This window comes from Pseudomonas sp. SAR267, from assembly GCF_052077595.1.
GTDB lineage: Bacteria > Pseudomonadota > Gammaproteobacteria > Pseudomonadales > Pseudomonadaceae > Aquipseudomonas > Aquipseudomonas vlassakiae.
Genome location: NZ_JBQIHU010000001.1, coordinates 1399648 through 1417345, shown reverse-complemented (window position 1 = coordinate 1417345; position 17698 = coordinate 1399648). Strand labels below are relative to the sequence as shown.

The 17698-nt window shown below is 54.0% G+C and carries 15 protein-coding genes and 1 pseudogene; all 16 read left to right on the top strand.

All coding sequences use genetic code 11. The features are described from left to right. The first annotated feature begins 185 nt into the window (after positions 1-185). The 16 genes and pseudogenes from ACTORR_RS06935 (at position 186) to ACTORR_RS06860 (ending at position 17664) form a co-directional block, all read left to right on the top strand. Entirely contained in the window at positions 186-1235 is a 1050-nt protein-coding gene (locus ACTORR_RS06935; protein WP_054886608.1) for an LPS O-antigen chain length determinant protein WzzB, read from the top strand. A gap of 168 nt (positions 1236-1403) precedes the next feature. Beyond that, positions 1404-2783: a Wzz/FepE/Etk N-terminal domain-containing protein gene (locus ACTORR_RS06930; RefSeq protein WP_256218674.1), complete on the top strand. Its 1380-nt coding sequence runs from the start codon at positions 1404-1406 to the stop codon at positions 2781-2783. 637 nt (positions 2784-3420) lie between these two features. Further along, positions 3421-3972, top strand: a pseudogene (gene rfbC / locus ACTORR_RS06925) (dTDP-4-dehydrorhamnose 3,5-epimerase); the annotation flags it as partial. Next, positions 3946-4413: a sugar 3,4-ketoisomerase gene (locus tag ACTORR_RS06920; protein WP_256218675.1), complete on the top strand. Its 468-nt coding sequence runs from the start codon at positions 3946-3948 to the stop codon at positions 4411-4413. The pseudogene rfbC and the gene ACTORR_RS06920, both read left to right, overlap by 27 nt. Beyond that, positions 4388-4855, top strand: a complete 468-nt coding sequence (locus tag ACTORR_RS06915) for an acyltransferase (protein ID WP_082433652.1) — start codon at positions 4388-4390, stop codon at positions 4853-4855. The genes ACTORR_RS06920 and ACTORR_RS06915 overlap by 26 nt, the downstream gene beginning before the upstream one ends. Then, complete coding sequence (locus ACTORR_RS06910; RefSeq protein ID WP_313364200.1) at positions 4848-5945, top strand: DegT/DnrJ/EryC1/StrS family aminotransferase; 1098 nt, start codon at positions 4848-4850, stop codon at positions 5943-5945. The genes ACTORR_RS06915 and ACTORR_RS06910 overlap by 8 nt, the downstream gene beginning before the upstream one ends. Positions 5946-6089: 144 nt before the next feature. Beyond that, positions 6090-7361, top strand: a complete 1272-nt coding sequence (locus ACTORR_RS06905) for an O-antigen translocase (RefSeq protein WP_054886611.1) — start codon at positions 6090-6092, stop codon at positions 7359-7361. A 42-nt stretch (positions 7362-7403) separates the two neighbouring features. Next, positions 7404-8309: a glycosyltransferase family A protein gene (locus ACTORR_RS06900; RefSeq protein ID WP_313364201.1), complete on the top strand. Its 906-nt coding sequence runs from the start codon at positions 7404-7406 to the stop codon at positions 8307-8309. Next, positions 8306-9649 carry a hypothetical protein gene (locus ACTORR_RS06895; protein WP_313364202.1) on the top strand — a complete coding sequence of 448 codons (1344 nt, stop codon included), beginning with the start codon at positions 8306-8308 and terminating at the stop codon, positions 9647-9649. The genes ACTORR_RS06900 and ACTORR_RS06895 overlap by 4 nt, the downstream gene beginning before the upstream one ends. After that, the gene (locus tag ACTORR_RS06890) at positions 9649-10536 is read left to right on the top strand and encodes a glycosyltransferase family 2 protein (RefSeq protein ID WP_313364203.1); all 888 of its coding nucleotides are present in this window, start codon (positions 9649-9651) and stop codon (positions 10534-10536) included. Before ACTORR_RS06895 ends, ACTORR_RS06890 begins: the two co-directional genes overlap by 1 nt. Before the next feature lie 39 nt (positions 10537-10575). Next, on the top strand, positions 10576-12501 hold the full coding sequence (asnB, locus tag ACTORR_RS06885; protein WP_054886615.1) for an asparagine synthase (glutamine-hydrolyzing): 1926 nt from the start codon (positions 10576-10578) through the stop codon (positions 12499-12501). A 27-nt stretch (positions 12502-12528) separates the two neighbouring features. Further along, positions 12529-13335, top strand: a complete 807-nt coding sequence (locus ACTORR_RS06880; RefSeq protein ID WP_313364204.1) for a glycosyltransferase — start codon at positions 12529-12531, stop codon at positions 13333-13335. A 6-nt stretch (positions 13336-13341) separates the two neighbouring features. Beyond that, a complete protein-coding gene (locus ACTORR_RS06875; protein WP_054886617.1) occupies positions 13342-14301 on the top strand; it encodes an NAD-dependent epimerase/dehydratase family protein in 960 nt (319 codons plus the stop codon). Positions 14302-14313: 12 nt separating this feature from the next. After that, the gene (locus ACTORR_RS06870; protein ID WP_054886618.1) at positions 14314-15654 is read left to right on the top strand and encodes a UDP-glucose dehydrogenase family protein; all 1341 of its coding nucleotides are present in this window, start codon (positions 14314-14316) and stop codon (positions 15652-15654) included. Further along, on the top strand, positions 15617-16627 hold the full coding sequence (locus ACTORR_RS06865) for an NAD-dependent epimerase/dehydratase family protein (protein ID WP_441343597.1): 1011 nt from the start codon (positions 15617-15619) through the stop codon (positions 16625-16627). Before ACTORR_RS06870 ends, ACTORR_RS06865 begins: the two co-directional genes overlap by 38 nt. 23 nt (positions 16628-16650) lie before the next feature. After that, on the top strand, positions 16651-17664 hold the full coding sequence (locus tag ACTORR_RS06860; RefSeq protein ID WP_054886619.1) for an MraY family glycosyltransferase: 1014 nt from the start codon (positions 16651-16653) through the stop codon (positions 17662-17664). The last annotated feature ends 34 nt before the right edge of the window (positions 17665-17698 follow it).

The window sequence follows — 17698 nt, the reverse complement described above, 5'->3', positions numbered from 1 at the left end:
AAAGTGAGGAACTTCCTTAGGTCGGCTCTCTCTACTACTGATTAATGCGAAGTGACTGAAAGATCGCGAGCAGGTTGGCAAATTGCCTCTACGCTTGACCCGAGAGGGGTGGGAGGGCCTTGCGGCTTGGAGGTGGCCCCCCCTCTGTTGACGCAATCAGACGGACCCAAGGAAAAAAAGACTAAATGCGCAATGAACGCGAGCGCCTGAGTGGTAGTGACGAGATTGACCTGGTTGAGCTTGTGCAGGGGATTTGGCGGCAAAAGCTTTGGGTTGTGATGGTGGCAATTCCAGTTATTGCTTTGGGTTTGGCTTACGTGATGCTGGTTTCACCGGTGTATGAGGCGAAACTTTACATTCGGCCTCCTACCCAGAATGAGATTGCACAGCTCAATTTCGGTCGAGGGGAAGGTACGGGGCTCGCGCCGCTGAGCGCGAAGGATGTATACAGCATCTATTTGAAGTCTCTTCAATCTGAGGCGGTGCGGGATAAATTCTTCCGAAATGCCTTCCTGCCAACGCTGACTCAAGATGAACGAGCGGGGTCGCGTGATGCCTTGTACACCCAGTTCAACAGCATGCTTACCGTAGCCTTGGTCGCCAGGGATATTCCTGACAGGTATGTGATTACAGCGAGCCTTGAAGATCCGAGGCTTGCGGCGATCTGGGTATCCAACTATGCCGAAATGGCTGCGGATCGGGCGAAGGAGGAGTTGCTTGGTGGGACGCGCAGCGACATATCGATCTTGGCGGATAACCTTGAGCAGCAGATCCGGGCTTCTCGTGCCAGTGCGGCGAATCAGCGCGCAGATCAGATCGCTCAGCTCAATGAGGCATTGCGGATTGCGAAATCCATAGGTTTGGAAAAGCCGCCGATCATCTCTAATACCTTATCCAGTGAGGTGTCTGCAGGGATGGGCGGTGCACTCACCTACATGCGTGGTACAAAAGCGCTGGAGGCGGAAATAGCCAATCTTGAAGCTCGCCCATCAAATGACCCGTACATTCCGAATCTTCGTGAGCGGCAAGAGAAGCTCAACTTTTTGCGCAATCTGAAAATCGATCCATCGCTGGTAGCTATGTATCAGCAGGACGGGGCAGTTTCTCCCCCCGATAAGCCGGTAAAGCCGCGAAAAGCGATCATCATGGCGTTCGCGGTACTCGCCGGGATCGTGATCGGGGCCTGCGTGGCCTTGGGGCGTGATCGTTGGTTGAGGCGAAAAAACAGCTTTTGAGGGAACTTGGCGTGCCAGTCATGGTCGCAAGTCGTTGTTGTCTGGTTCGGAAGGTGCAACAATGCACCTTCTCCGCCGATGACATGGATAGCTGGAAGAAGGTGCACGAAGCGCTTGCCAACTCTGCCTGTCTTGGGTAAACCACCGCTAGCAAGCAGGCTAACCATCGTGAACATTGATCCTCGCGGCTCCTACATGGCCGCTTCAGGTGAAGCAGACCTCTTTGACCTTTTTCGCACTATCTGGCGCAGGCGCGCATTCATCGCTGCCCTCGGTTTTTTGTTTGCAATCATCGGTGTTGCGGTTGCCTACGTCATCCCCCCTGAGTATGAAGCGTCCACCACGCTGCGCCCCGTTGAGCTTAATCAGCTGGATGCGTTGAATCGCTCAAAAATCTACTCGCTCCCCCCTGCAGAAGCCCTGAGGAGAGTCGGTGCGAGATTGGACTCCTACAGTGCGCGGCTGGATTACTTCCGTTCCAGGCCCGAGCTTGTCAACGCCTTCCAGGAAGAAGGACAGAGTCTTGAGCAAGCTTTTCAAGAATTCAATAATACTGCGCTTAGCCTAGAACAGGCTGATTCGAAGAAGGCTAATTTGCTAAGTGACTTCATCGGGTTGAAATTGCGTTACGGCAGAGATATCAATGGCGCAGCGGTGCTTAATGATTTCGTTGATTATGCTATGGAGCAGGAGCGTGCTCAGTTATCAAGGGATATGCAGATTATTCTGGCTAACCGCTTGGTTGAAGTAGATGCCAAGTTAAGTAATGCCCTAGCTGAATATCGGACCGGTAACGAGGGTCGTATCGCTCGCCTTGAAGAAAATGACTCCATCAAGCGAGCGCAATTAAATGATGAACTCAAGGCATTGCGTGTACAGCTAAAGTTGCAGCGTGAGGCGCGTTTGGCAGAGCTTGATGAAGCCATAGGTATTGCCCGTAGTCTGGGCCTGAAAAAGCCTTCCACACCCTCTTTGATGGCTGATGAGGTTTCTGGAAGTGGCAACATCATTCGTACCGAAGTAAATGGCAGGCCGGTTCCGCTTTATTTTATGGGGACAGAAGTGCTTGAGGCTGAGCGTTCTGCTTTGCGCAAGCGTGCCTCGGATGATTTTGTAGAGCCCAGAATCGGCGAAATTCGTAAAGAGCTCCTGTTGCTTTCCAACAACCGTAGCGTCGAGGCTATCAAGGCTCGGGACAATGATCAGAACTTTCTGGAAGGTGTCGAAGCGCTGCGGGCTGAGCGCGTGCGACTGCAAAACATTGATACGCAGCTGCAAGGCTTGCAACTGGTCAGTATTGATCAGCGAGCCGTCGCATCCGCTAAGCCTATAAAGCCGCGCAAAGCACTGATTGTCATGTTCACTTTCCTTGTTGGTGTAATGCTTGGGATCGTCATGGCGCTTGTACGGGCTGCTTACAAGACAAATCTGCGGCGTATGCGAACCGTTGAGGTTGCTGGTACTGTGTCGAATGTTTTGCCGGAAGGGCTCTCGCGTCAAGTCAATGTTCTTTTGCCCGAGACGCAGCTCAGTGCTGCAAAAAGCTGATTTATAGAATTTTTGGCTTTTAGCGAAGATACCTGTTTGTAGGCGCTGTTGAGGGGCTGTCTGTAATTGGGGCGGCTCCGTTTTTATCTGGCAAAAAGCAGGGTGCCTGGGGTCAAGGCCCTGGGAGGTGTTGGCGGCCTGTTTGGGCCGTTGGTCCGATGGCTTAATTAAATGAAAATTGTTTCGATGCGCAGAGGGTTGATTTTGTCGTGACCTACGCATTGGAAGGCGTTCAAGCCTTGTCAAATACGCAGCGGCGGACAACTTATGGTCTCTAAAGGCGCATAACCCCATGATTATGTTAGGAAGTTTTTCCTCGGCCCGTTTGGAGGAGGGCTGGCGCTGTGTGTGCGGGCGTGGTTGGAAGTGATCAACGCGCTGCGAGGGCCCAAGGCAAAATGCTGTGGTCTCAACAGTGGTTCACTGGCAAAATGAGTGGCTGCATCGTTGTGATCATGGCGTGGCGTACGCAGCAGTCCTTTGGGCTGGCAGGTGTCGCAAAATGTGTGATGGGTGACGCACCAGCTGTGAATTGCGCTTATGAAGCTTTGGCTTAAAGAACGACGTGCTGTAAGTGTAGTTGGGAAATGTTGTGTGACAGGGATGAATCTGTCGATATTTATATGAGGTTGGCTGAGTGAAGCTTACAAAGACAGACATTGCCGAAATTGTCATTATCGAACCAACAATCTTCGAGGATGAGCGGGGCTGGTTTTACGAGTTTTACAGTGAGCCTAAATTTCACGCGCTGTTGAGGGCGTGTGATTTGCCGGTGCCGCGCCCGTTCATCCAAGAAAACTGCTCGATGTCGAAGAAAGGAGTTGTCCGAGGATTGCATTACCAGCTGTCGCCTTGTTCGCAGGGCAAGCTCGTCAATGTGAGTCAAGGCGCTGCTTATGATGTTGCAGTCGATATTCGTAAAGGTTCACCGACGTTCGGGCAGTGGGTTGGCGTAACGTTGTCCGCAGCGAACCGAAAGATGCTTTGGATTCCCGAAGGCTTCGCTCATGGTTTCATGGCGCTTGAGGATGACACTGTATTCCAGTACCGCACGACGGATACCTACTCCAAGGTTCATGAGCGGAGCCTGGCCTGGGATGATCCTGATCTGGCAATTGACTGGCCGACGACGGTTGCTCCGGTGGTGAGTGAGAAGGATCGGATGGCGCCGACTTTCACCAAGGCTGAACACACGGATTATCTGATACCCGGTAAAGTAGATATCGTTGAGCTGGAATCGCACAGCGATGACCGTGGTAGTTTGATTGGTATTGAGAAGAACCTCAATATTCCGTTCTCGATCAGGCGTATCTATTATATTTTCGGTACCCAGCAAGGTGTCAGCAGGGGCTTCCACGCGCACCGTGATTTGCAACAATTGATCATCTGTGTCTCGGGAAGTTGCCGGATGGTGCTGGATGACGGCCGCGAACGGGTCGAGCATATTATTGATCGGCCAAACAAAGCAATTTTTGTTCGTAATATGGTCTGGCGCGAGATGCACGATTTCAGTGAGGATTGCGTGCTGGTGGTCGTGGCAAGTGAAGTGTATGACGAGCGCGACTATATTCGTGATTATCGGGATTTCAAGAGGCTGATTGGCAATGGCCAGTATTCACAAGTTGTCTGATGTTCAAACAGATGATGTAGGTGAGGGCACGCGAATCTGGCAGTATGCCGTGGTATTGCGGGGTGCTCGAATCGGCAGGGATTGTAATGTTTGTGCACATACCTTCATCGAAGGCGGCGTTGCCATAGGTGACAACGTAACCATCAAATGTGGTGTGTACCTGTGGGAAGGGGTCAGCGTCGAGGATAATGTCTTCATTGGTCCCAACGCTACGTTCACCAATGACAAGATACCCCGCTCCAGGCAGTATCCCGAGGCGTACGCAAAAACGCTACTCAAAGAAGGTTGCAGCATAGGCGCAAATGCAACTCTGCTACCGGGTATCACGATCGGCAAGCATGCGATGGTTGGCGCTGGTGCTGTTGTTACAAGAGATGTGCCTGACTACGCTGTCGTAGTCGGTAATCCTGCCAAAATAATCAGGGAGTTGGGTCGTGATTGATTTTTTGAGCCTGAAAGCGGTCAATCATCAATATCGGGACGAGTTGTTGAAGGCCTGTGCTGATGTTATCGATTCAGGCTGGTACATCAATGGTGGTGCGCTGAAGCGCTTCGAGAGTAATTTTGCCGACTACTGCGGCGTCAAATTTTGTATTGGGGTCGCGAATGGCCTTGATGCGTTGACCCTGACGCTCAAAGCTTGGAAGTTGCTCGGGCGATTGAAGGATGGCGATGAAGTCATCGTTCCAGGAAATACCTACATTGCCAGTGTGCTCGCCATCACTGAAAGTGGCCTGACGCCGGTGCTTGTAGAGCCCGATCCTGCGACCTTCAATATCGAGCCCGAAGCAGTTCGCGCAGCCGTTAACTCACGTACCAGGGTGATTCTACCTGTACACCTGTACGGGCGTATTGCGCCCATGCCGGCGATCCGTGCAATTGCTGAAGAATTTGGCCTGTTAGTACTTGAGGATTCTGCCCAGGCGCACGGTGCCGCAGTGCAGGGCAAGAGAGTCGGCGGTTGGGGCGACGCGTCCGGCTTCAGCTTCTATCCAGGCAAGAACTTGGGTGCTCTGGGGGATGGTGGTGCCATCACCACCAACGATTCCGAGTTGGCGGAAGTGCTTTGTGCCCTGCGCAATTATGGGTCACACGAGAAGTACAAAAACATTTACGTTGGCGTCAATAGCCGTCTTGATGAAATTCAGGCTGCCATGCTGGATGTGAAACTCAAGCATCTGGATGACGAGGTCGCGCGTCGTCGCCATATTGCCAAATGCTACGCCAAGGGTATCGAGAACTCGAGAATCGCATTGCCATCGCATGGCGATGAAGGCGAGCATGTCTGGCACTTGTATGTTGTCCGCACTGCCGCTCGCGACGCTCTACAGGCGCACCTGGCATCGAAGGGGGTACAGACCCTGGTTCACTACCCGATCCCGCCTCACAAGCAGCAAGCTTACCAGCACCTGAACGGGCTGAGCCTTCCCGTCACGGAGAGGATCCATGAGGAGGTGCTCAGCCTGCCGATGGATCCGACGATGACACAGGAAGCGATTGAGCACGTCATCGACGCGTGTAACGGCTTCTAGTCCGTCGAAGAAGGGTCATGACCCTGTATGGCACTTTGCATGCCGGCAGGGCTCATGGCTTTTTGGCATTCCCAATGAACTGACGGCGCTGCTCGAGGTGTGCGTAGTGATTGGAAAGTTTGGTGCTTTTGCGGATCGATACAGATGAATCTCATCAAAACTAGCGTGCTCAACGGTATTGCGGTCGTCACTAAGATGTTGGCGCTGCTTGGTATCAATAAAATACTCGCTTTGTACGTTGGTCCGGCAGGGTACGCGGCCTTCGGTCAGTTTCAGAATGTGGTTGCCTTGATCACTACGCTGATTGGTGGTGCTTTTAACACGGGAGTTACCAAGTATACGGCCGAGTATGCGGATGATGCCAAGCGCCGGGTAGCCGTCTGGCGTACGGCCGGCACCTTGAGCGTTGTGGTAAGTCTGGTCATTGCGTGTGCATTGTTCTTTTTTCGTGAAGCGTTGGCGGAAAGATTGCTGAATGATGGCGGGCTTTCCGATGTGTTTGCCTGGTTTGCTGTGGGTTTGGTGTTTCTTATTTTGAATACCTTTCTTCTGGCGGTGCTGAATGGCCTCAAGGAGATCGCCCGGTATGTGGTCTGCAATATTGCAGGTAGCGTACTTTCCGTACTGATTACGGCTGTTCTGGTCCATTTTTATGGGCTCAAAGGTGCGCTCATCGCGTTGGCTACGTATCAGTCCGTGGCCTTTTTTTCCACGCTGGTCGTGTGTCGCCGCTTGAAGTTTTTCAATTTTTCCATGCTCTTTGGTCAGCTGGATAAAGGTGTCGTCAGGAACCTGTTGAAATATGCGGTGATGGCAATCGTTTCGGCGGCCTGCCTTCCTGTCACCCAGATGTTGATCCGGAGCGAGATTGGACAGACGCTGGGGTGGCATGCGGCTGGATACTGGGAAGCCATGTGGCGTTTGAGTTCTGCCTATTTGATGATGGCGACCACGACCTTGTCGATCTACTTCCTGCCACGACTATCAGAGCTCAAGACGTATCCAGAGTTGATGGCTGAAATCGGTTTTGGGTACCGGGTTATCTTGCCATTGACTGTCTTGGCAGCGGTGGTGATCTATTTGCTGAGAGAGCCCATCGTACTGTTTTTGTTCAGTGCTGATTTTGTACCTGTCACTGACTTGTTTGCCTGGCAGTTGGTCGGTGATGCACTCAAGATTGGCAGCTGGATCATTGCTTATGTCATGTTGGGCAAGGCAATGTTCAAGGCTTTTATTTTTACTGAAATAATTGGGTCGTTATTGTTTTATGTGTTGGCGGTATTTCTGATCAGGGCGGTGGGGCTTGAGGGTGTCGTCATGGCCTATGCCCTGAACTATGCCATCTATTGGATCCTTGTGTGGGTAGTGATTCGCAGGAATTTACGGACTATGAGGCCTGCAGTCGAAGCGGTATAGCTGGCTTTTTTCCTTGAATTGATGCGTGCAGGAGCTTACAAGATGCTGACAGTGGTTATACCGTCTTACAATCATGTTGATTATATTTCCGAGTCTTTGCAGGCTGCGTTGTCCATTGATGTGCCTGGCTTGAAAGTTTTGGTAATTGATGATGGCTCGACGGATGGCTCCGTCGCCAAAGTTTCAGCGTTAATTGAGCAACTGGGGGTTCAAGACAAAGTTTCGGTGGTGGCCAAGGCGAATGGTGGGTTGGTGTCGTCGCTCAATCTTGCGCTGACGTTGATTGATACCGAGTTTTGCTGGATTGTTGCGTCTGACGATATACTTGTGCCCCAGGGCGTGAAAGAACTCTGCCAGCGCATGGCGACTAACCCAGCACTCGGTTTTATCTTGGGGGGTGGGCGCTACTTCTACGAAAATGGAGTTGCAGGCCCGATCTACAAAGAGTCGCACCGCAGATTTTTTGACCTTGAAGAAAGCCGCAGGGCGCGCGAGATTTTTACCGACTTTCCATCGCCCATTCTGCTGCAGTCCAGTGCTTTTCGCGTTCGAGCGCTCAAGGAAGTGGGTGGATGGGATCCAGCGCTCAAGTGGGATGATTACCCGATGTTTGTAAAGTTGCTTAATCGCTACCCTGGCAAGGGGCGAGAGTTTGACTTTGCGCCGGAAGTGGATTGCGTGAGGTATCGCCAGCATCCGAACAACACATACAAAAATATCGCAGGTCAATACTTCATGGTAAGGCAGACAATGCAAGCGTTGGCACCTGCTGATGTCAGGAGTAAGGCTATTTCACGAGCGCTGGCTTTTTATATGTTGCTGTCGCTGAAGAGCAGGAATGCCGACTCGCTGTCTCGTATGTTGCGTGCCTCTGGTTTTTTTGAAATAGCGTCTGGTCTGAAGAATATGCCGATCGTTGCTCTTAAATATCTTTTGGGCAGAATATGAGTGATGTAAGCTTTTTTGAGTTTGCTTTCAGTCATGTGCTCTTGATGCTGGGGTGCATGTTGCTGACCAGCTTGCTTGCCTATTTGGCCGTGCGCCGACGTACGGTGCTGGGCTATATGGATCCGTTGCATTTTTACTGGACGTTTACGTTCGGTACGGCGTACGGGGTCGTCCTCGCGCTCTATGTCGGGGGATATGTCGACTCCTTTTATTTTGCAGTCGTGATGGCCTACGCTGGGGTTTTTCTGCTGAGTTTCCGGATGGGGTTTTACCTGAGGAGCGGGCTGCATTCCGTGGTCGGAGTATTTTTGGTGCCTAGAGGAAAGGGCCGCTTCGAATTTTACTTCGTACTTTTAGCTTATAGCTTGCTGGCGTTATTTTTGATGTGGAAGACCGGCTTTGGTGTGAATGCCGAGTCAAATCGGTTCGAACAGAACCGGGGCGTGGGGGCGTTCGTCAGGGTTGCGGATGGTTTTCGGCTGTTTATTTTGAGCTACCTCGCGTTGATGTGTTTTGAGCGCTGGAGAGCGCATAAGCGAGGTTTGATTACCTGGGGATTGGTTTCTTTCTATCTTGGGTTGTTGGTGCTCAGTTCTCTTCTCAATGGTGCAAAGTTTGCAATTCTAGAAGGTATATACGCCTCGCTGTTCGCGCTCGCGGTTCAGGGCTACAGGCTACGCTTGGGCATCGGCAAGGTGTTTGCAATTTTTTTTGTTGTTCTGTTTTTTGCCATCTGGGTTCTTAGCAGAAATCTTGAGCAGGCGGGTGTCGATGATGCTTCTACGGGTGTCTACATGCAGGAAACGCCCATTCTTTACGAGCGTCTCGCGCTGAGGGTGTTGGCGAATGCGGACAAGTACTATTTGTCTCTGCCCAATGGTGTTATTGAGGATCTGAAAACCGATAGCGCGCTTATCCAGTTACTGGCACCTCTGGTCAGTATTACGAAAATGAGTGAGTTGGTCGGGCATCCAGTAAATGATTACACCGTAGGTCGTCAAGCGTTGCTGTATTGGTACCCTGACTATGATGTGGCGGGGGGGCCAACCAGCCATTTTGACCTGTTCTCCTACAAGTATTTTGGCCTGGCCCCAGGACTGTTGTTTGCTGCCTTTATCGGATTCTTCCTGTCGGCAATTGCGTCCTTGAGTCGATTTGATGGCGGTCCGTTCTATGCAGCCATCTGCGCAACGCTGTGGCTTCGCTCCATTCCCGTGCTGCTGGAGCCCGCGACGGGTTTGGCGTACGTGCTGGATATTTTTACATTGTTTTTCATTGTCAAGCTTTTTGGTGCGCTTCTTCGCGGGTCGAGCTTGCAGAGTGCTAAGGTGGGTGCCTAGTGGCTGATAACCTGGATGGTTTAAAAGTTTCGATTGTCTTGACGACCTACAACCCCGATGCGTGTGGGCTTCTTGAAAATCTGCGGTCTTACGCCGAGCAAGTGGGGGGCGTAGTCATTACGGATAACTCCGACTTGGCAGAAAAACAGCGTGAAGTTGCGCAAGTTGCCAGCCACTTTGGCAATGTGCAGGTCAATGCATTACTCACCAATGCCGGTATTGCCGTCGCTCAGAACCGCGGGATGCAAGCCGCCAAGGCACTCGGCAGCGAATTCGTCATCGAAATGGACCAGGACTCCAAGTTGCCCGCGGGTTACGTTAGCAATCTGTTGCGCCGCTTCAAGGAGTTGACGGATAAAGGGATCAAGGTAGGCGGCATCGGCCCCCTCGCTGTACGCAAGGACAGTGATGAGGTCTATGACGGACTCAGCCGCTCCGGCGATGTGATCGAGGTTGAATACACCTTGAGTTCCGGCTTTCTCATGCGTTTTGATGCCATTGACGCAGTCGGCCTGAAGAACGAGGACCTGTTCATCGATTTCGTCGACTGGGAATGGTGCTGGCGCAGTCGCGAGCGCGGCTATCGGATCTTTATCGACACCACCCTGGAAATATCCCACATGCTGGGCGATGGCCATAAAAAAATCCTTGGCCAGAGCATTGGCATGCCATCCCCCATCCGCCATTATTACCAGTTCCGCAATTTTATCTACCTGTTGGGCAAGCCCTTTGTCCCAGGCAAGTGGAAGTTGAAATACAGTGCCATCATGCTGGCGAAGTTGTGCCTGATTCCGTTGTGCTTCGATAGAAAAGTGAAACGGTTGAGCTTCGCGATTACAGGGATAAAAGACGCCATTCGTGGCGCTTGGGGAAAGATTGGAGAATGAATATGCTTTCTCGTTACGCGTCGATTGAGGGCAATTGAGATGTGCGGTTTCGCAGGGCTTCTCTCTCATTCGGCGCTAGGTAGTGATGCCGACAAGATTCTGGAAAACATGGGCCTTGCGATCGAACATCGCGGCCCTGATTCCAGCGGTATCTGGTCTGATGCCGCTTCAGGTATCGGCCTTTCCCATCGGCGGCTCTCGATCATGGATGTATCCAGCCATGGTGCTCAGCCCATGCGCTCCGCCAGTGGCCGTTACCTGATCGCCTTCAATGGCGAGATCTATAACCATGTTGACCTGAGAGACAAGCTTGCCCGTGAGCAACATGTCATTCAGTGGGTTGGGCATTCAGATACCGAAACGTTGCTCGCATGCTTCGAGGTCTATGGCATTGAAGCGACGCTTTCGCAGTTGCATGGCATGTTTGCCATTGCGCTATGGGATCGTGAACAGGCGCAATTGACGCTGATGCGTGATCGGTTGGGCGAGAAGCCGCTTTACTACGGTTGGCTGGGCGAGGTGTTTCTGTTCGGTTCGGAGCTCAGGGCGTTGAAAGCTGCGCCTGGATTCGAATCTCCGGTGGACCCGCAAGCACTTTCGCTGTTCCTGCAGTACGGCTACGTCCCCGCGCCGTTATCGATCTATGCCCGCGTCAGTAAACTGATGCCCGGCGAGTACCTGCAGGTGTCTCGGCGTGATCCCCAGCCTGTGACACGGGCGTACTGGAGCGTTGATGAGGTCATTCGCAGCGGCTTGAACGCACCGTTTCAGGGAACTGCGGATGAAGCCGTCACCGCGTTGGAAGGCAAACTGAAGGCGACCATCGGCAGGCAGATGCTTTCCGATGTGCCCTTGGGGGCATTCTTGTCCGGTGGTGTGGATTCGTCCCTGATCGTGGCGCTGATGCAGGCCCAGTCTTCGGAGAAGATCAAGACCTTCTCGATTGGCTTCGACGACCCACGCTTCAATGAAGCGCCATACGCCAAGGAGGTCGCCCAGCACATCGGCACGGAGCATGAGGAGCTTTATGTCAGTGCCAGGCAGGCGCTGGATGTGGTCCCGATGCTTCCTGACATATGGGACGAACCATTCGCCGATCCTTCGCAGATTCCCACATTCCTGGTTTCCAAGCTGGCTAAGGGGCAGGTGACCGTTTCGCTTTCCGGCGATGGTGGTGATGAACTGTTCTGCGGGTACAACCGTTATCTAGTGGCGGGTAAGTTGTGGCGTTACATGAAGCCGATTCCTGCTGGTCTCAGGGCGGGCGTAGGGCGGTTGCTGACCACCGTGGAACCGGGGGGCTGGGACTCGCTTGGCCGATGGTTGCCCGGTAGCAAGGGGCTGGGCAGTATCGGCGACAAGGTCCATAAGCTGGCCGGAGTGTTTGCCGCCCGCGGGCCGCATGACGTCTACAACAACATCGTCTCGAATCACGCACAAGCGAAAGACTTGCTGCTGAAGCCGGTAGTCGATTCCCGTCCGTCGCGGCAGGCAAATTACGGTTTGTGTAACGTACAGCAGATGATGGCCTGGGATCTGAAAGAATATTTGCCGGGCGATATTCTGACCAAGCTTGACCGGGCAGCAATGGCCGTGTCGCTGGAAGGGCGAGCGCCGTTCCTGGATCACTCGGTAGTGGAGTTCGCCTGGTCGTTGCCCCTTGAATACAAGTTCCGGGAGGGGGAGACCAAGTGGGCGCTCAAGCAGGTGCTCTACAAGCATGTCGATCGCGCGTTGATCGACCGCCCCAAGATGGGGTTTGGCGTGCCGTTGAGGGACTGGCTGATCGGCCCGCTGCGAGACTGGGCGCAAGCCTTGCTGGATGCCCGGAAGCTGCGTAGCGAAGGTCATTTCAATGTGGATGCCGTGCAGGCGCTCTGGCAAGAGCACCTCGGTGGCAAACGGAATCATGCGGCAATTCTCTGGAACGTACTGATGTTCCAGGCTTGGCTGGCGCGTCAGTAGTGTGAATATTGCAAAGGGATCAGAGCTGTGACTGCTGACTTTTCCGTACTTATCTCGGTTTACGCATCGGAGAAACCCGAGTTTCTGGCAGCATGCCTGGACAGCTTGACGGCACAGACCTGTACCGCGCAGGAATTGGTGGTCGTCGAGGATGGGGCGATAGCGGATTCGTTGAAGGCGGTAATCGAACAATTTCGGTCGAAGCTACCGATCGTTTCGGTGGTGCTACCGGTAAACGTGGGGCTGGCCAATGCGCTCAATGAAGGGCTGAAGTATTGCACCCATGAACTTGTCGCGCGGATGGATACCGATGACATCTGCCTGCCAGAGCGATTCGAACGACAGCTGAAGCATTTGCAAGACCACCCCGAGGTGGCTGTGCTGGGTGCGATGGTTGAAGAATACGACGTAACCATGACGCAGTCGTTGGGGCCGCGCAGATTGCCGCTGGACCATGACGCCCTGTGCGCATTTGCCAAACGCCGCAGCCCGCTCAGCCACCCGACCGTCATGTTCCGCAAGCCAGCAGTGCAGGCGGTGGGCGGCTACCCGAGCTTCAGGAAGGCTCAAGACTACGCGTTGTGGTCGCTGATGTTGCAAAAGGGGTACAGGATTGAGAACCTGCCGGACATTCTTTTGAAGATGCGTGCAGGCAGTGAGTTGATGCAGCGGCGTGGCAAGGACTATCTCAAGCATGAGCTCGCTATCATCCGGTTCCAGAAGGATATCGGTTTTATCAGTGGCGGGGCGTTTGTCGTCAACACGATGTTGCGTTCGATCGTCCGTCGGTCTCCCGCATTTCTTAAACAATTGCTATACAAATTCGCACGGTAGGCGTAAATGAAAATTTTGATTACCGGCGCAGCCGGATTTATCGGGCATGCGCTGATCAAGGCCTTGTCTGCTACCGCCGAGCAGTTGGTAGGTATGGATAACCTCAATGATTATTATGACGTCAGCCTCAAGGAAGCGCGGCTCAAGGATCTTGAGAGTATTGAAAACTTCACGTTCATCCGTGCGGATCTTGTCGACGGCGTAGCGATCGACAGTGTCTTTTCCACTTATAAATTCGACTGTGTGGTGAACTTGGCTGCCCAGGCAGGCGTCCGCTACTCGCTCGATAATCCGATGGCCTATGTGCAGAGCAATGTCGTGGGTTTTCTGAATATCCTGGAAGGTTGCCGTAATCACAACGTCAAGCGCTTGTTCTACGCATCTTCAAGTTCTGTTTATGGGCTGAGCAAGGATGTTCCATTCTCGACTCAGCAATCGGTGGACCACCCGATCAGCCTGTATGCGGCGACCAAGAAGTCGAATGAGCTGATGGCACATACGTACTCTCATCTGTACGGGATTCAGACCATCGGCTTGAGATTTTTTACTGTCTACGGCCCGTGGGGCCGTCCCGATATGGCGATGTTCAAGTTCACCAAGGCGATTCTCGAAGGGAAGCCCATCGATGTGTATAACCATGGGCAACTGTCGCGCGACTTTACCTACATCGACGACATCATTTCCGGCATTCTCCGGTTGCTGCAGAAGCCTGACCTTGACGCCTGCGCGGTGTTCAACATCGGTCACGGCAGCCCGGTCAACCTGATGGACTTCATCCACGCCGTGGAAGCCGCAACAGGCATCGAAGCAAGCTGCAATTACCTGCCCATGCAGCCCGGTGACGTCGAGCAGACGTGGGCTGATACTCAAGGGTTGTTCGATGCCGTCGGGTACACACCGAATGTGCCTGTTCAGGAAGGGGCTGCAAAGTTTGTTGATTGGTACCGCTCGTACTACAAAATTTGAAGGTGTGAATAGATGAAGATTACTGTTTTCGGCTCGGGCTATGTAGGGTTGGTTACCGGCACGTGCCTGGCGGATGTCGGCCATCACGTAGTGTGCGTCGATGTCGATCAGCGCAAGATCGATAATTTGAAGAAGGGCATCATCCCAATCTACGAGCCTGGCCTCGATGAAATGGTTCTTCGCAACCAGCACGAGGGGCGCCTTGATTTCACCACGGATGCCAGCATGGGCGTTGCGTTCGGAGAGATTCAGTTCATCGCGGTAGGTACTCCGCCGGATGAGGATGGTTCTGCTGACCTCAAGTACGTGCTGGCAGTCGCCAAGACGATTGGTCAGCACATGACCGAGCCCAAGATTGTTGTCGACAAGTCGACAGTGCCTGTGGGCACGGCTGACAAGGTCAAGGACACAATCCTGCGTACCTTGACATCTCGTGGTATCGATCTGCAGTTCGACGTCTGTTCCAACCCTGAATTCCTCAAGGAAGGTGCAGCCCTCGAGGACTTCACAAAAGGTGCGCGAATCGTGGTGGGTACCGATTCCGAGCACGTCCGCCGCAAGATGCGCGAGTGCTATGCGCCTTACAGCCGAAACCACGACAAGCTGATCTTCATGGATGTTCGCTCTGCCGAGCTGACCAAGTACGCGGCCAACGGCATGCTGGCCACCAAGATCAGCTTCATGAACGAGCTGTCCAACCTTGCCGAGCGCCTGGGTGCTGACATCGAGCAGGTGCGTATCGGTATCGGCTCGGACCCTCGGATCGGTTACAGCTTCATCTACCCAGGCTGTGGTTACGGCGGCTCCTGTTTCCCCAAGGATGTTCAGGCGTTGTACCGTACCGCGCAGGAAGTGGGTTATTCCGCCGACCTGCTGGCTGCCGTTGAGGGCGTCAACAAGCGCCAGAAAGAAAAGATGTTCGCCTCGTTCGAGGACATCTTCAAAGGCCAGCTGGAAGGTAAGACCATCGCGATATGGGGCCTGGCCTTCAAGCCCAACACGGACGATATGCGCGATGCGCCAAGCCGTCGGCTTATCGAACAACTCTGGCAGGCGGGGGCTAAGGTACGCGTCTTCGATCCAAAGGCCATGGAGGAATTCGAGCGCATCTACGGCGATCGGGCTGATACCCACTACGCAGCTACACAGGAAGAGGCCCTGGCTGGAGCCGACGCCCTGGCGATCTGCACCGAGTGGAAGTCTTTCCGAGCTGTAGACCCGCACATGCTGCGCGATGCGCTCTCCAGTGCCGTCGTGGTCGATGGCCGCAACCTCTTCGACCCGTGGACGATGGCGCAGGCTGGCGTGGCGTACCATGCGATTGGCAGGCCGCACATTGCTCCGGGAGTCTGAAATGGTGGGCCCATGCCGGGTAATGGTTACGGGTGCTTCAGGCTTTGTCGGCAGGCACCTGTGCGAGTCTCTGGTCAAGGGCGGCTTTTCTGTAAAGGCTGCGGTCCGGCGTGAGTCGGACCAAGCGCTGGCCGGGGATGTCGTGCTACTGGACTTGCTGGATCAGGCCACCGTGCAGCACAGCCTGGTGGACGTCGATTGCGTCGTTCATCTGGCCGGGCGTGCGCATGTCCTTAACGACCAGGTAGCGGACCCATTGGCCGCCTTCCGGCAGGCGAATGTAGAAACGACCCTGGCGCTGGCCAGGGCTGCATTGGCAGCCGGGGTCGGGCGATTCATCTTTGTCAGCTCCATTGGTGTAAATGGCAACGAGACTGTCGGCCAGGCGTTTACCGAGCAGAGCGAGGTAGCGCCAACTGCGGATTACGCCGTTTCCAAGCTGGAGGCCGAGCAGGCGTTGGGTGAGCTACTGGCAGGCACTGGTATGCAGTTGGTCATTGTGCGTCCTCCGCTCATTTATGATGCGGGCGCACCTGGCAATTTTGCGCGCTTGCTGAGCTTGGTGGCAAAAGGCTTGCCCTTGCCTTTTGCCGCATTGGATAACCGTCGCAGCCTGGTTTCTTTGAACAACCTGATCAGCTTCCTGACGCTGGTGATTACCCACGACAAGGCTGCCGGGCAGCTGTTCCTGATTGCTGATGGTGCCAGCGTTTCGACGCGTCAGATCGTTGCATCGCTCGCCATTGGCATGGGCCGCAAGGCCAGGTGCTTCTACATGCCCAAGCTGCTGGCCAGGCTGCTTTTGACTGCCTTGGGTCGGCCGGGTATGTATGTACAATTGTTCAGCTCATTGGAAGTCAGTACAAGCAAGGCACGTGACCTGCTGGGCTGGATGCCGGTTGAAGAGCCTGAAGCTGCGCTTGCAGAAGCCGGCAGAAAGCATGTCCAGCGATTGGCCGTTGATGCTCAGTAACTAGGAATTGGATTTCACGACTTATGGTTCAGCTACTAATAATAGCGTTAGCTCTAGTGGGTGCGGCTGCACTGACTGGAACGGTAAGACGCTTCGCAATACGCAAAAGTGTGCTTGATATTCCCAATGAGCGCAGTTCGCATTCCGTGCCGACGCCACGCGGGGGCGGCATCGCAATCGTTGTGACTTTTATTGCGACGGTGTTGCTGGGCTTTGCGCTCGGCGATGTCAGCCTCGCGACCACGTCGGCGCTGGTGCTTGGTGGCGCCGGTGTGGCGGTGCTTGGCTTTTACGATGACCTGGGCCATATCCCCGCGCGCTGGCGGTTGCTCGGCCATTTTCTCGCAGGAATATGGATAGTTTTCAGCCTTGGTGGTTTGGCCCCGGTCACGCTTTGGGGCGAGCCAACAAATCTCGGGTTCATCGGCAGCCTGCTGGCGGTGGTGTTCCTAGTATGGATGCTGAATCTCTATAACTTCATGGATGGTATTGATGGTCTTGCCAGTTCTGAAGCCGTTTTTGTCGGGTTGGCCGGTGGCCTAATCTATGTCCTGTCGGGGCATGGCGGCCTCGCAGGGCTGAGCTTTGCACTGGCCGCTTCGGCTGCAGGTTTCCTGCTGTGGAATTTTCCCCCGGCCAAAATCTTCATGGGTGACGCTGGCAGTGGATTCCTCGGTGTCGTCATGGGTGCGCTGGCACTGATTGCCGGGTGGGTGTCTTCTGATTTCTTCTGGAGCTGGATCATTTTGCTGGGCCTGTTTGTGGTCGATGCCACGGTCACCTTGGTGCGTCGCCTGATACGGGGTGAAAAAGTGTATGAGGCGCACAGGAGCCACGCTTATCAGTTCGCCTCCCGACAGTTCGCAAGCCACAAGAAGGTGACGCTGGCAGCCTGGTGCCTGAACCTGCTCTGGTTGTTCCCGGTCGCCCTGCTGGTTGCGTTCGGCGGCCTGAATGGCGTGCTTGGCGTATGCTTGGCATATGCACCGTTGGTAGTGCTCGCATTGAAATTCCATGCGGGCGAGCGTGAGCGCTGATTTTTTCAAGGATAAGGGGCAGGTGGGTAATTGG